At 62.7% G+C, this 15,298-nt stretch carries 11 protein-coding genes; 9 read left to right on the plus strand and 2 right to left on the minus strand.

What is annotated here, in order from left to right; all coding sequences use genetic code 11:
• On the plus strand, window positions 1-84 hold an 84-nt coding region (locus CCR95_RS25535), incomplete at its 5' end, for an IS4 family transposase (protein ID WP_242523135.1).
• A gap of 315 nt (window positions 85-399) precedes the next feature.
• Complete coding sequence (locus tag CCR95_RS19675; RefSeq protein WP_201097657.1) at window positions 400-1,242, plus strand: transglutaminase-like domain-containing protein; 843 nt, start codon at window positions 400-402, stop codon at window positions 1,240-1,242.
• Between the two features lie 247 nt (window positions 1,243-1,489).
• Here CCR95_RS19675 and CCR95_RS19680 read toward each other — a convergent pair whose 3' ends face one another.
• Entirely contained in the window at window positions 1,490-2,191 is a 702-nt protein-coding gene (locus tag CCR95_RS19680; RefSeq protein ID WP_338115446.1) for a Crp/Fnr family transcriptional regulator, read from the minus strand.
• Window positions 2,192-2,381: 190 nt separating this feature from the next.
• Entirely contained in the window at window positions 2,382-2,804 is a 423-nt protein-coding gene (locus CCR95_RS19685; RefSeq protein WP_338115447.1) for an osmotically-inducible lipoprotein OsmB, read from the minus strand.
• A 519-nt stretch (window positions 2,805-3,323) separates the two neighbouring features.
• Between CCR95_RS19685 and CCR95_RS19690 the strand changes: the two genes are divergently transcribed.
• The 7 genes from CCR95_RS19690 to CCR95_RS19720 all read left to right on the plus strand — a co-directional run bounded on the left by CCR95_RS19690 (window position 3,324) and on the right by CCR95_RS19720 (window position 15,221).
• Window positions 3,324-3,512, plus strand: coding sequence for a Thivi_2564 family membrane protein (locus CCR95_RS19690; protein ID WP_201097661.1), 189 nt, complete (start codon window positions 3,324-3,326; stop codon window positions 3,510-3,512).
• 41 nt (window positions 3,513-3,553) lie between these two features.
• Window positions 3,554-3,772 (plus strand): hypothetical protein, encoded by a 219-nt coding sequence (locus CCR95_RS19695; RefSeq protein WP_201097663.1) that lies wholly within the window; start codon window positions 3,554-3,556, stop codon window positions 3,770-3,772.
• A 70-nt stretch (window positions 3,773-3,842) separates the two neighbouring features.
• A complete protein-coding gene (locus CCR95_RS19700) occupies window positions 3,843-4,916 on the plus strand; it encodes a DUF2333 family protein (RefSeq protein WP_201097665.1) in 1,074 nt (357 codons plus the stop codon).
• A 318-nt stretch (window positions 4,917-5,234) separates the two neighbouring features.
• Window positions 5,235-5,597 carry a carboxypeptidase-like regulatory domain-containing protein gene (locus tag CCR95_RS25540; protein WP_242523364.1) on the plus strand — a complete coding sequence of 121 codons (363 nt, stop codon included), beginning with the start codon at window positions 5,235-5,237 and terminating at the stop codon, window positions 5,595-5,597.
• Window positions 5,598-5,773: 176 nt separating this feature from the next.
• Window positions 5,774-5,950, plus strand: coding sequence for a Thivi_2564 family membrane protein (locus tag CCR95_RS19710; protein WP_201097669.1), 177 nt, complete (start codon window positions 5,774-5,776; stop codon window positions 5,948-5,950).
• 107 nt (window positions 5,951-6,057) lie between these two features.
• Window positions 6,058-6,345, plus strand: a complete 288-nt coding sequence (locus CCR95_RS19715) for a sll1863 family stress response protein (RefSeq protein WP_201097671.1) — start codon at window positions 6,058-6,060, stop codon at window positions 6,343-6,345.
• 179 nt (window positions 6,346-6,524) lie between these two features.
• Window positions 6,525-15,221, plus strand: a complete 8,697-nt coding sequence (locus tag CCR95_RS19720; protein ID WP_201097673.1) for a glycoside hydrolase family 94 protein — start codon at window positions 6,525-6,527, stop codon at window positions 15,219-15,221.
• Window positions 15,222-15,298 lie beyond the last annotated feature (77 nt).

Here is a 15,298-nt window from a genome sequence, read left to right on the forward strand (position 1 = left end):
CGCAAGGGCGATGGCGAGCCCGGTTTGAAGACGATCTGGCTGGGCATGCAGCGCATCATGGACTTCGCCGCCGGGATCAAATAGGCCAGGGAGATGCCGGACACGGAAAGTTGTGTGTAATGGGATGGCTTAAACCACGTCAGTTCCGAAACTTGTTGTTCAGGCAACTCAGAGTCGATTCACACACGATACATGCCATGCTGGACGCGCTTTAATCCGCTGTGTCCTCGAAACCACGTTAGCCTCCTGACGTGGATTTTGCCCTCGCAGTTGCGAGGGCTTTTTTATGGATTCTGACTCATGCTCGCGATGCCTTAGAGCGTAAGAACTTCACCCATTTCAACAAGAGACGTTTGGCTCTGCTCCAACGTCTTCCCACAGCAATAGGAGATTATGCGAATGCTGATCCGCGTTGGGTACGACATCATCTTCGAGCATCCGGCGCCAATGCCGATCATCGCCATGCTTTATTTGCATCCCTCACGCCATCAAACGATCCGTCGAGGTGAATATCTGCTCGTCGAACCCTCGGTGCAGGTCAGCGAATACACCGATGTTTTTGGCAATCGCTGCGGGCGTCTGCTCGCGCCGGCCGGCCAGGTGCGGTTCTGGAACGATGCGGTGGTCGAGGATGATGGTCTGCCGGATCGCCAGTCTCCTGGCGCCGAACAGCATGAGATTTATGATTTACCGGATACGACGCTCACCTATTTGATGCCGAGCCGTTATTGCGAAGTGGATCGCATGGTGGATCTCGCCTGGCAGTTGTTCAGTACCGTCCCAACGGGCTGGGCGCGTGTCCAGGCCATCTGCGATTTCGTGCACGGCCATCTCAGGTTCGATTATTTACAGGCCCGCAAGACGCGCACCGCTTATGAGGCTTACCAGGAGCAGGTCGGTGTCTGCCGCGACTTTACCCACCTGGCAATCGCCTTTTGCCGCTGTCTGAATATCCCCGCCCGTTACTGTACCGGGTATCTCGGCGATATCGGGATCCCGCCAATGCCAGGTCCGATGGATTTCAGCGCCTGGTTCGAGGCGTACCTGGGCGGACGCTGGCATGCCTTCGATCCGCGCAATCACAGACCACGGATTGGACGGGTTCTGATGGCGTATGGTCGCGATGCCGCGGATGTCGCTCTGCTGACCGCGTTCGGCCCGAGCCGGCTGGAGCGATTCACCGTGTGGACCGACGAAGTGGGCGAGGAAGCGCTGCGACCGCTGGTCACAGCCTCCCGCTAGACGCGGGATGAACCTATATCCGGCGTTTTGAACCGCAAAGGCGCAAAGGACACAAAGAAAAACAAGGGCTTGCAATGCGCATGACAGTCACCCCTTAGGTGAATGCACCCATCGAGGCAAGACATTGAAATCCTTCGCGTTCTTTGTGTTCTTGGCGGTTTAACTGCGCTTTTTAGGATGACAGGTTCAACGGCTTGGGAAAGGCCAGGTCTGACAAGACCGTTCGCCCGCTGACGCCCCCCTCGCGTCAGCCCAGCATCCGGTCATACATGGCTTCCGCCGCCCCGTAACAACCGCAGGCGGCGTCGATTAGCCGGGCACGGTCAAGAATCTGGATATCCCCGCGACGATAGCGGATGAGCTGGCGCTGTTGCAGCGCACTCGCCGCCTTGGTCACGCCAACGCGGCGCACCCCGAGGATCGAGGCCAGGAATTCATGGGTGATATGAAAGCGATCCGAATGCGCGCGATCCTGGGTCATCAAGAGCCAGCGGGCAAGACGCGCCTCCAGGACATGAAAGCGGGTGCAGGCGACCATCCGCTCGACCTCGTTCGTCAACACGAACAGATAGCGGTTGAGCACCGCCTGAAGCGCGCTGCTCTGTCTGAGTGCGGCGGCAAAATGCTCGGGGGTCATGCGCCAGGCGAAACCCGCGCCCTGGACCAAGGTGCGCAGCAGCGTTACCTCAACCCCCAGGATGAGCGGGGTTCCGATCATCCCTTCGTGACCGACCAGCCGCACCTCCAGACCGGCGTGATCGTCGGCAGGGGTCAGCATGGACACGAAGCTGTCGGTTGGGAAATACACATGGAGAATCCGATCGCCAGGCTCGCTGATCACCTCGGCCAGGTGAAGCTCGACGGACTCGCAGTGCGCCAGGATCTGCTGACGATCCTTGCCGGGTAGCGTCGCCAGGAGACGATTGACCAAAAGGACGGGGGGTTTCACGGGCAGCAATCGCGTTCTCTTTGTGGATCAAGGCGAACCCTGAACGGAACGGCACAGGGAAGGATGTTGAAAATACGCCGAAAAACCCGTTCGATCCGTACGCTAGCAAACATAGTGCGCGATTGACGCCCATTTGTCGTCACAAGGCTCGACCCGAGCCGGTTCGATGAAGAGGATGTTCGGCCCCGCGTCAGTGTCCGAACCAGTCCCCGTCTCCATATCCGACGCTTTGATTGCTTCTGTACCTGCGATCACTGGCGTCATGACGACGGCCACTGTTGTACCGGTTGTCCCGGTTGTCCCGGTTGTCCCGGCTGTACCGGTTGTACCGGTTGTACCGGTTGTACCGGTTGTCCCGATAGTCTCTGCCGTCATTTCGGTAGCGGTCATCGTCCCGGTCGTTGCCGACTTCATGGCCGATGAGGCCACCGACCGCAGCCCCGCCGATTGTTCCAATCGCGCTGCCATCGGTCAGTAAGGAACCCGCAACGCCACCAAGCCCCGCGCCAGCCAGGGTGTTTTGTTCTTGCCGCGACATTCCGGTGCAACCGCCCAAGCCAATCAATACGGCCAAAGTCACTAAACCGCCCAGATAGTTCTGATGTGTTTTCACTGCAATCGCTCTCGCTGATGAATCGGTCTTTCCTGTCTTTGGAGATTGCGTCAAGCGCAGTCCAAGTTGACTTCGACGCTGGAGTATCGGGGCTTGTCACGAATAACCATTCACGCCGTGATCGAGGTCTGGGAGCAGCTTATCGACAAGCGCATTCAACAGTCGGTGCGGTGGCAAACATAAGGCCAAGCCCGTTTTAGCGTTTTAGCTCTGAAGGTTTGCGATCCAGCATGACATCGCCCAATCAATCCCCGTCATGACGCCTGGCCAAGACCGAAGCGTTTTATGTGCGCTACCGTACGGACACGTCCCGGTTCTATCCATCATCTTTATCAGGCATGTCTCGCTCCCCCTCGGGATCGCCGCGAGGCTGGAGAAAGCGACGACATTGAGTGTTTGCTCTGGACGCGGTTCTACCTGAAATCGCTATCGTTTGTACGCTAGCGAACAGACAGCCGCTGGGGTAAAGGCTATTGTCAAGCTGACATCAAACATCTGAAAACATAGCGGAGATACTTTATGACATTGATTTCATTGGTCGTTACATTGGTTGTCGTGGGCGTGATCCTGTGGCTGATCAATAACTACATCCCGATGGACGGCAACATCAAGAAAATCTTGAATGTGGTCGTGATCCTCGTCGTCATCCTTTGGCTGTTGACCGCCTTCGGGCTGTTGGGACCCATCTCGGGGATGCGTATCGGGTAATCGATGAACGAATCAGTAGAACCACTGCGGGAGCAGAGAACATGAAAGCGATCAACATCGCCGCCATTGCGCTCATCGTTGCCGGCGGTTTGGGGCTGGCGTATGGCAGTTTCAGTTTTACCAAAGAGACGCAGGAGGCCAGGATCGGCCCGCTCGCCGTCACGGTTCAGGAGCGGGAGACCGTCAACATCCCGCAATGGGCCGGTATCGCGGCGATCGTGGCCGGCGCGGTTCTGCTCATGGTGTCCAAGCCCCGCTAGTTTCCACATCGCTGGTGATCCCGGGTCACCCTAATCGACTCCCTCCTCGCGGAGGGAGCTGGAGCATGCAATGAACGATCTCTCATCGCCAAAAAAACCGGTTCTGACCAGGAAGGTCAGCCAAGTCGCCAGCTACTATAACCCTCGGACCTGGAAAGAGAAGGGGCTGTGGTGGACCATGGGTCTGTTTCTGATGACCTATCTGGTCGTCGTCGTCATTCTGGGGTTGATCTGGTCGCAATCACCCGACACCTTCGACGTGCGCGCGAATGCCTTGTCGTTGGTGAATGACGATGCAAGCAAAGTGGTTCCGGGTACCGCCACGACGACCACCGCCATCCGGATTGCAGAAACCTTGCTCGATAAACCCGGCGGCTATCTGACCAACGATATCAGCCCGCCAGGTCTCTATCTGGACAACCTCCCGAATTGGGAATTCGGTGCCTTGACCGAGCTGCGCGATCTGGTGCTTGCGCTGCGGAACGATTTCAGCCGCTCCCAGTCCCAGTCGGTCGAGGATAAGGATCTGGGCATTGCGCAACCCCAGTTCAATTACCAATCGAATTCCTGGATCCTGCCCTCCACCGAGTCGGAGTATCGGAAAGGCACAGAAGGACTCTATGGGTATTTACGCCGGCTCTCCGATGAGAATGAACGTGACGGCCAGTTTTTCGCGCGCGCCGATAACTTGACCGTGTATCTCGAAATGACCGAAAAGCGATTGGGAAGTCTGGCGCAGCGCCTGTCCTACGCGGTCGGCCAGGTTCATCTCGATACGGCCTTGGCCGGCGATCCCAACGCCCGTCAGTCGACCCCGGTCCCTGCCCAAGCGCAGACCAAGACCCCTTGGTTCGACATCGACGATATCTTTTTCGAGACACGCGGCTATACCTGGGCGCTGCTGCATACCCTGGAGGCGATCGAAATCGACTTCGAGCCGGTGCTCAAGGATAAGAATGCCTTGGTGTCGCTGAAGCAGATCGTCCGCGAATTGCACAATACCCAGAACATTATCTGGAGTCCGATGATCCTCAATGGCACCGGATTTGGGCCGATGGCCAATCACTCGCTGGTCATGGCCTCCTATGTCTCGCGCGTCAATGCCGCGATCACGGATCTTCGTAGTCTGTTGCAGAAGGGCTGAAGTCGTGCATTTCATTGCGGGCTTCATCTGTGCATCACCTCATTCATCCATCTTAATCAATCCTAAAGAGACCTCGAAATGATCAATCGGCAGAGAGTGGGCTTCATCGCCATGGCGTTGATCCTGGGCACTGGAGCGTGGTCGTCAGCCAGTGCTCAGCGAACCGAACAAGTTCAGGTGACGAAGCGGAGCGCTGGCACCTTGCAGGTGGCTGACGCCCAAACGACGTATGGCATTCGTCCCGCCGACACCAGCGCTTCATCGCCGGCTTCATCCGCGGATTCCGCCACTGGCCACGTTGGCCACGACGGATCCACGATGGGACATTCATCGACCATTCAAAGCGCTGGCGGCATTCGCTATGTTTCGGGTGGGATCGGCGAAAGTGAACGAAACGAACTCAATGCACTCTCCAGCCAGTTCAACCTGCATCTGCTCTTCGCGACGCAAGGCAGCGGCGAGTATCTCTCGGCGGTCCGCGTGAACATTCTGGACACCCAGGATGCTCCGGTCTTGACCGCCGAGTCGAAAGGCCCCTGGTTCTACGCCCAACTCCCGCCAGGCGACTACAGCATCGAAGTCACCCCGACCGGTCGACGCGGCCAGGATGAAACCCAGCGAAAAACCGTCCACCTCGATGGCTCTAGCCAGGCGCGCTTCGATTTCTACTGGAAGAAATAAACGCAGCGAACGTGCTTCCAGCAGAAGCATCCGCGTTCGACGTGCGTCCTATTTCGGCGCGCTGACAAGACGTCGGTGACAGCGGCGTCTTCCCGACGTCTCTGTGCGCTAGCGTACAGACGCTTGTCAGGGCGCGTTGTAGTCTGTCCCTAACCTCATCTGAAAGGATCAACGCCATGGCCTATATTCAATTAGTGATCAACCTGGTCGCCTTTGGCGCCATTCTCTGGGCGGTCAATGTGTATATTCCGATGAACGCTACCGTCAAGAAAGTCGTGAATGCGATCGTGGTCGTGATCGCGATTCTCTTTGTACTCAGCGCTTTCGGTTTCTTTGGCCCCATCGCCTGGTGACGGCCTCGGGCAGGGTGATTCGAGATGAATTCCCGGCCCCGCGATGGGTAGGCAGTTGAATTCCGGCAATCCGCCGGGTAAACGATCCAAAATAGGAGTCATATCCCATGTTGACAAAAGACGAATATGTCGCGCAAATCAAGGTGCAGCTTGACGAATGGAGTACGGAAATCGATAAACTCCAGGAGCGAGGGCATGAAATCAAGGAAGATGCCAAGGTGAAATATGAGGAACAACTCGTCGCGCTCCGCACCAAACGCGAGGAAGGCGAGAAAAAGCTGGAAGAGATTCAGGCCGCCGCTGAAAACAACTGGGAGCAGTTCAAAATGGAATCCGACCGTGTTTGGGAGGCATTCAAGGATTCTTTCGAGACGTTCAAGTCGCATTTCAAGTAATCCTTCAGCCCATCGATTGACGCGCATTCAATCACCATTCGCGCCAATCGATGACAGGCGGCATCAGTCACCTCAGTCACGGGAGGACCGCCGTCTTCCGCGGATGATCTCCGGACAGGGGGGGGCCGGAGAGGGCGGCGTCTCGCCGTCAGCGATTGGGAAATTTGAAGGAGAGTCATTTGGCGATTCGCGACACCCTGCTCCAGTTCAGGAGACAGCTTCCGGGCAACGGTTTGATCGACGTGGCAGTCGGCGACGAGCCGCCGCTGCGTTCGGAACTCTTCAGCGCGGTGCAGATGGAGGAGCACGGCAAGCGGCTCGCCGACGCGCACGCCCTGACGCCCGGACATCCGCCGGACCGCCTGCTGGCGCGACTCAAAGAGAATGAAACCCTTCTGATCGGCGTCTGCCGCCTGCTCATGGCCGCCGTCACCGAGAATCGCCGGATCGCCCCAGCCGGCGAATGGCTGCTCGACAACTTCTATCTGATCGAAGAACAGATCCGCACCGCCAAGCGCCATCTCCCCAAGGGCTACAGCCGGCAATTGCCGCGTCTGAGCCGGGGGCCATCGACCGGCCTGCCACGGGTCTATGACCTGGCGCTGGAGATGATCGCGCACGGCGATGGCCGGGTGGATCCGGAGAATCTCAGCCGGTTCGTCGCCGCTTACCAGACCCTCAGCACACTCAAGCTGGGCGAGTTGTGGGCCATCCCCATCATGCTGCGGCTGACGCTGATCGAGAATCTGCGCCGGGTCGCGGCCCGTATCGCGGTGAGCCGCACCGACCAGAATCTGGCCGACGGCTGGGCCGACCAACTGACCGCGATGGCCGAAAGCGATCCGAAGAATCTGATTCTGGTGATCGCCGACATGGCGCGCTCGAACCCACCCCTATCGAGCGCCTTCGTGGCGGAGCTGGCGCGCCGGCTGCAAGGCCAGAGTTCCGCGCTGGCCCTGCCGCTGACCTGGATCGAGCAGCAGCTCGCCGAGTCGGGTCTGACGATCGAGCAGTTGGTGCAGTTGGAAAACCAGCAGCAGGCCGCCGACCAGGTCTCCATCGGCAACAGCATCGGCAGTCTCCGCTTTCTCGGCGCGATGGACTGGCGCACGTTTGTCGAGACCATGAGTCTGGTCGAGCGGATCCTGAACGAGGATCCGGGCGGCGTGTATGGACGGATGGCGTTCGCCACCCGCGATCGCTACCGGCACGTCGTGGAGAAGGTCGCGAAAAACAGCCGGCTGTCCGAAGCCGAGGTGGCGCGCCACGCGATCGAACTGGCGCGGGAGTGCGCGCAGGCGGCCGCGCCCGGCGACGACGCGCGCACGGCGCATGTGGGCTATTACCTGATCGACCGGGGATTGTCCCAGCTCGAACATCGGGCGCGAGCGAGTTTGCGTTTCGTGGCATCACTGCAACGACGGGGCCGCCGGATCCCCTTCGTCCTGTATCTCGGCGCAATCATCCTCTTGACGGCGCTCTTCACCGGGGGGCTGTTGGCGCAGGCGCCGTCCGAGGGCGTGTCGGATTGGCTGCTCCTGCTCCTGGGGCTGCCCGCCATCCTGGGCACCAGTCAACTCGCGCTGGCGCTGGTGAACTGGCTGGCGACCCTGCTGGCGACCCCCGAACCACTGCCGCGCCTGGATTTTTCCGCCGGCATTCCGACCGCGTCACGCACCCTGGTGGTGACGCCGACCATGCTCACCAGCGCCGAGGGCATCGAATCGCTGGTCGAGGCGCTGGAGGTCCGCTTCCTGGCCAATCGCGACGACCGCCTGCACTTTGGCCTCTTGACCGACTTTCGCGATGCACCGTCGGAAACCCTGCCGGAAGACGCTGCCCTGGTCGCGCTGGCCGCGCAAGGGATCGCGGCGCTGAATGAACGCTATCCGCGCGCCGACGGCCACACATTCTTCCTGTTCCACCGCCCGCGCCGCTGGAACCCGCAGGAGCGGATCTGGATGGGATACGAGCGCAAGCGCGGCAAGCTGGCGGATCTGAATGCCCTGCTGCGCGGCAACGCCGGGGATCGTTTCGCGCTTGTCGTCGGCGCGACGGACATCCTGCTCGGCGTGCGCTACGTCATCACCCTGGATACGGATACCCAACTCCCGCGCGATGCCGCCCGCGAACTGGTCGGCGCCCTGGCGCACCCGCTCAATCGGGCCTCCTACGAGGCGCACCGGCAGCTCGTCACCGCGGGCTACGGCATCCTCCAGCCGCGCGTGGCCGTGAGCCTGCCCGGCGCGAACCGCTCGCGTTACGCACGGCTGCATGGGAACGATGCCGGCATCGACCCCTATACCCACGCCGTCTCCGATGTCTACCAGGATTGGTTTCAGGAAGGTTCCTTCATCGGCAAGGGGATCTACGAGGTCGATGCCTTCGAGCAGGCGCTCGCCGGGCGTTTTCCCGAGAACCGCATCCTCAGCCACGATCTGCTGGAAGGCTGCCATGCGCGCTCCGGGCTGTTGAGCGACGTGCAGTTGTACGAGGACTATCCCGCCTGCTATAGCGCGGACGTGAGTCGGCGCTACCGCTGGATTCGCGGCGACTGGCAGATTGCCGGCTGGCTGCTGCCGCGTGTCCCCGGTTTCGATGGACAGCGGCGCAAGAATCCGCTGTCGGCGCTGTCGCGCTGGAAGCTGGCCGATAACCTGCGACGCAGTCTGGTGCCGGCGTCCCTGACGCTGCTGTTCGTGCTGGGCTGGATGGTCACGGAGTCGCCGGGGCTCTGGACCCTGGCGGTGCTCGGAATTTCGCTGATTCCGTCGCTGCTGACCGCGCTCCTGAGCGTCCTGCAAAAGCCGGGCGATGTGCGCTGGCGTCATCACCTCACTGCGGCGCTCCGCGCGGCGGTCCGGCAACTGGAACAGGCAATGTTCACGATCGTCTGTCTGCCCTATGAGGGATTCTTCAGCCTGGACGCCATGGCCCGCACCCTCTGGCGGACGTGGGTCAGCCATCGACGCCTGCTCGAATGGACCTCGTCGGGCGATCTGGACCGCTCGGACCGGAGTCTCGGCGTCTTCCATCGGACGATGTGGATCGCCCCCGCGCTGGCCCTGTTCACGGCGTTGGTTCTAGCCCTGAGCGAACCGGCCGTGCTCCTCGTGGCGGGGCCGATCCTCCTGCTCTGGCTGGCCGCGCCCAGCCTCGCCTGGTGGATGAGCCGCCCGCTAACGCGCCGCGAGGCTCGTCTGACGGCCGAGCAGTTCCGCTTTCTGCGCGCCATGTCCCGCAAGACCTGGGCCTTCTTCGAGCAGTTCGTCGGCCCCGAAGACCATTGGCTGCCGCCGGATAATTATCAGGAGCATCCGGTCGCCGTGGTCGCGCATCGCACCTCGCCGACCAACCTGGGGCTGTCGCTGCTCGCCAATCTGGCCGCCCATGACTTCGGCTATTTGACGACCGGCGGGCTGCTCGCGCGCACCGCCGGCGCGCTGGAGACGATGGCCAGCCTGGAGCGCTATCGCGGCCATTTCTTCAACTGGTACGACACCCAGACACTCAAGCCACTGGCCCCGCTCTACATCTCCTCGGTGGACAGCGGCAATCTCGCGGGTCATCTGCTGACCCTGCAGCCGGGTCTGCTGGCGCTGATCGACGCGCCGATCCTCAACCCGCGCTGGCTGGAGGGGATCGAGGACAGTTTCGGGATTCTGCTGGATGGGCTCGCGCCGCTTCGGAAGCGCGTGCTGCCGTCCGTGCTCGCGCCATTCCAGCAGACGCTGACGGCGGTCGTCCAGTCGCGCCCAACCGGACTCGCGGCGGCCTGCGGCTGTCTTGAGTCGCTGGCGACGGCGGCCGAGGCGGCGGCGCTGGATCTGACCGGGCACCGCGAGGGTGCCGCGAACACCTGGGCCTTGTCGCTGGCCCAACAATGCCGTGCCCTCCTGGATGATCTGCGGTTTCTGGCGCCCTGGCTCGCGAACCCGGCTCAGAATCCGTTTGACAGGGTTCCCACGCTGCGGGAGTTGGCGCGGGTTGAGCTGGCGTTGGAAGACAACAAAGACAGCAAGGACGGCAAGGACGGCAAGGACAACAGGATCCGGGAGGCCAGCCAGCGCGCCCGCGAGCGGATCGCCGTGCTCGAATACCTGGCCCTGCAGGCCGGCGAACTGGCCCGGATGGACTACGACTTCCTGTACGACGAGTCGCGTCATCTGCTGGCCATCGGCTACAACGTCACCGATCACCGCCAGGATGCGAGCTACTACGATCTGCTGGCCTCCGAGGCCCGTCTGGGCAGTTTCGTGGCGATCGCGCAGGGTCAACTGCCGCAGGAAAGCTGGTTCGCCCTGGGACGCCTGCTGACGGTCGCCGCCGGCGAGCCGACGCTCCTGTCCTGGAGCGGCTCCATGTTCGAGTACCTGATGCCGTTGCTGGTGATGCCGACCGACGACCACACCCTGCTCGATCAGACCTATCGCACGGCGGTCGCCCGGCAGATCCAGTATGGCAAGCAGCGTGGCGTCCCCTGGGGCGTGTCCGAGTCCGGCTACCACACGGTCGACGTTCAGCTCAATTACCAGTACCGCGCCTTCGGCGTGCCCGGTCTGGGACTTAAGCGCTGGCTGGCCGAGGATCTGGTCATCGCGCCCTATGCCTCCGCGCTCGCCCTGATGGTGGCGCCCGAGGCGGCGTGCCAGAATCTCCAGCGCCTCGCCGCCAGCGGCTTCGAAGGTCGCTACGGCTTCTACGAGGCCATCGACTACACGCCGTCGCGCCTGCCGCGCGGGCAGTCGAGCGCCGTGGTGCGCTCCTTCATGGCCCATCATCAGGGCATGAGTTTCCTGTCGCTGGCCTATCTGTTGCTGGACCGTCCGATGCAGCGGCGCTTTTTGTCGGCCCCACTGTTCCAGGCCACCGCCCTGCTGCTCCAGGAGCGCATCCCCAAGACCCCATCGTTCTATGCGCACGCCACCGGCGAGCCGACCGACATCCGCACGACGGACAGTGATCAGGAGTCGCAGATTCGCGTCTTCACCAGCCCTCACACTGCCATCCCGGAAGTGAAACTGCTGTCGAATGGTCGCTACCATGTGATGGTCACCAACGCCGGCGGCGGCTCCAGTCGCTGGAAGGATCTCGCCGTCACGCGCTGGCGCGAGGACACCACCTGCGATCCCTGGGGTAGCTTCTGTTATCTGCGCGATCCGGCGAGCGGCGAGTTCTGGTCGACCGCCTATCAGCCGACGCTCAAGCAGCCGGACAGCTACGAGGCGATCTTCTCGGAGGGGCGTGCCGAGTTCCGCCGCCGCGACCAAGGGATCGAGTCCTATACCGAGATCGCGGTCTCGCCGGAAGACGACATCGAACTGCGCCGGGTGCGTCTCACCAACCGCTCCCGGACCCGCCGGGTCATCGAGATCACCAGTTACGCCGAGGTGGTGCTCGCCCCGCCCGCCGCGGATGCGCTGCATCCGGCCTTCAGCAACCTCTTCGTGCAGACCGAACTCCTCGACCCGCAGCCGGCGATCCTCTGCACCCGCCGCCCGCGCTCGCGCGACGAGTCCTCGCCCTGGCTGTTTCATCTGATGGTGGTGCGCGGGGCCGAGTGCGGCGCGCCTGCCTATGAAACGGATCGGATGCGCTTCATCGGGCGCGACCGCACCGTCGCCAACCCCCAGGCAATGGACGGGGCGCTCTCGGGCAGCGCGGGTTCGGTGTTGGATCCGATCGTTGCCATCCGCTATACGATCACCCTCGATCCCGATCAATTCGCCACCATCGATCGGGTCACGGGCATCGGCGACAGCCGCGAGATCGCCGTAGGTCTGGTCGAGAAATACCAGGATCAGCGCCTCGCCGATCGCGTCTTCGATCTGGCCTGGACTCACAGTCAGGTGGTGCTGCGCCAGATCAATGCCAGCCAGTCCGATGTGCAACTCTACGGGCGTCTGGCCAGCTCGATCCTCTATGCCAACGCCTCGCTGCGCGCCGAGCCGAGCATTCTCAGTCAGAATCGGCGCGGGCAATCCGGACTCTGGAGCCACGCGGTCTCGGGCGACGTACCGCTGGTGCTGGTGCAGATCGGCGACCCGGCGAACATCGAGCTAGTCCATCAACTGGTCCAGGCCCATACCTATTGGCGCCTGAAGGGACTGACCGTGGACTTGGTGATCTGGAACGAGGATCGCGCCGGGTATCGGCAACTCCTCCACGACCAGATCCTGGGGCTGATCGCGGCAGGCGCCGAGGCGCATGTGATCGACCGGCCCGGCGGCATCTTCATCCGACCCGCCGATCAGATTTCAAACGAGGACCGTATCCTGTTCCAGACGGTCGCACGGGTCATCCTCAGCGATACGCGGGGCACGCTGGTCGAGCAACTCAAGCGACGCGGTCCGCTGGAAAAGCGGGTGCCACGCCTGCGTCCGACCCGCAGCCGCTTTGCCGAATGGAGTCGGAGCATCGCGCCCCCAGTGGCCGGCGAGGCGGAGCCGGATGGCCCCGCGCCGCGCCGCTTCGACAATGGACTGGGCGGCTTCAGCCCCGATGGTCGCGAGTACGTCATCACCACCGCGCCCGGCCAGACAACGCCCGCGCCCTGGGTGAATGTTCTGGCCAATCCGCACTTCGGGACGGTCATCTCGGCGAGCGGCATGGCCTACACCTGGAGCGAGAACGCCCACGAGTTCCGACTCACGCCTTGGCATAACGACCCGGTGAGCGATGCCAGCGGCGAAGCCTTCTATCTGCGCGACGAGGACAGCGGCCACATCTGGTCGCCGACGCCGCTGCCCGCCGGCGGCCCCGCAACGTATGTCAGCCGCCACGGCTTCGGCTACAGCGTCTTCGAGCATACCGAGGATGGCATCCAGTCCGCATTGTGTGTCTATGTGGCCCTCGACGCGCCCATCAAGTTCTCGGTGCTGACGCTGACCAACCGCTCGAATCAGCCGCGCCGGCTGTCCGCGACCGGCTATGTCGAGTGGGTGCTCGGCGATTTGCGGCCCAAGTCGGCCCTGCACGTCATCACCGAGATCGATCCGACCAGCGGCGCGATCTTCGCGCGCAATCCCTACAACACCGAGTTTGCCGACCGCCTCGCCTTCTTCGACGTGGACGATCCGGACCGGACCGTCAGCGGCGACCGCACTGAATTCATCGGTCGCAACGGAACGCTTGGCCAGCCGGCCGCGCTGGGACGGATGCGCCTATCCGGCAAGGTTGGCGCCGCGCTGGATGCCTGTGCCGCGCTCCAGACGAGTTTCGAGCTGGCGCCGGGGCAGACGCAGGAGATCGTCTTCCGACTGGGCGTGGTCGGGCGGCGCGGCGCGGACGATGCCAGCTCACTGGTGCATCGCGGTCGCGGGGCATCCGCCGCGCGGACCGTGCTGGAGGCGGTGCGCCAGCATTGGACACGCACCCTGGGCGCCGTTCAAGTGGACACCCCGGACGCCGCGCTCAATGTCCTCGCCAACGGCTGGCTGCTCTATCAGACCCTGGCCTGTCGGCTGTGGGCGCGCAGCGGGTACTACCAGTCGGGCGGCGCTTTCGGCTTCCGCGACCAGTTGCAGGACGCCATGGCGCTCATCCATGCCGAGCCCGGATTGCTGCGCGAGCATCTGCTGCTGTGCGCGGGACGTCAGTTCCGCGAAGGCGATGTGCAGCACTGGTGGCATCCGCCCACGGGTCGGGGGGTCAGGACGCACTGTTCCGACGATTATCTCTGGCTGCCGCTGGCGACCTGTCGCTATGTCCTCGCCACCGGCGATATCAGCGTGCTGGAGGAGACGGCCCGTTTTCTGGAAGGCCGCTTGGTCAGCGGGGAGGACGACTCCTATTACGACCTGCCCGGTCAGTCCGACGAATCGGCGAGTCTCTACCAGCATTGCGTGCGCGCCATCCTGCACGGTCTGCGCTTCGGCGAGCATGGCCTGCCGCTGATGGGCTCCGGCGACTGGAACGACGGCATGAACCTGGTCGGGATCCAGGGCCGGGGCGAGAGCGTCTGGCTGGGCTGGTTCCTCTATGACGTCCTGACGCAGTTCAGCGAGGTCGCGCGCTTACAGGGCGACCTGCCTTTCGTCGAGCGCTGCCAGCAGGAGGCGTCACAGGTCCGCCAGAATATCGAGGCCCACGGTTGGGATGGCGGCTGGTATCGGCGCGCCTACTTCGATGACGGCACCCCGCTGGGCTCGGCGAGTCAGGTCGAGTGCCAGATCGATTCCATCGCGCAAAGCTGGTCGGTGCTCTCCGGGGCCGGCGATCCGGCGCGCGCCCGCCTGGGCATGGCGGCGCTGGAGGCGCGGCTGGTGCGTCGGGATGCCGGATTGATTCAACTGCTGGATCCGCCTTTCGACACCTCCGATTTGAATCCGGGCTATATCAAGGGCTACGTGCCCGGCGTGCGGGAGAACGGCGGGCAATACACCCATGCGGCCATCTGGGCGACGATGGCCTTCGCGCGCCAGGGCGATGCGGCGCGCGCCTGGGAACTCTTCGCCATGATCAACCCGATCAACCATGGTCGCTCGCCTGCGGACATCGCGACCTACAAGGTCGAACCCTATGTCATCGCGGCCGATGTCTATGGCGTCGCGCCGCATGTCGGGCGCGGCGGCTGGAGCTGGTACACCGGCTCGGCGAGCTGGATGTATCGGCTGATCCTGGAATCCCTGCTGGGGCTGCGGCTGGAGGTCGACACCCTGCATGTCGCACCCTGTCTCCCCGCCGATTGGGAGGGGTTCAAGCTGCGCTACCGTTATCGGGAGACGATTTACCGGATCGTCGTGACGCAAGGCGTCGATGGCGAGGGCGGGACGCGGATCACCCTAGACGGTGTCGCGCAGGACGCGCCGAGGATTCCGCTGGTGGACGACCGCCGCGAACATCGGGTTGAGGTGTTCATGCGTCTTCCTGCCTAAACAGCCGGAGAGTCCATCGACTGGCGCGTGTCGCCCCAAGCCGGCATTGAGAAGGTTGCGCGCCGCGTTGAGGTCGC

This window comes from Thiocystis minor, assembly GCF_016653465.1.
Classification (GTDB): domain Bacteria; phylum Pseudomonadota; class Gammaproteobacteria; order Chromatiales; family Chromatiaceae; genus Chromatium; species Chromatium minus.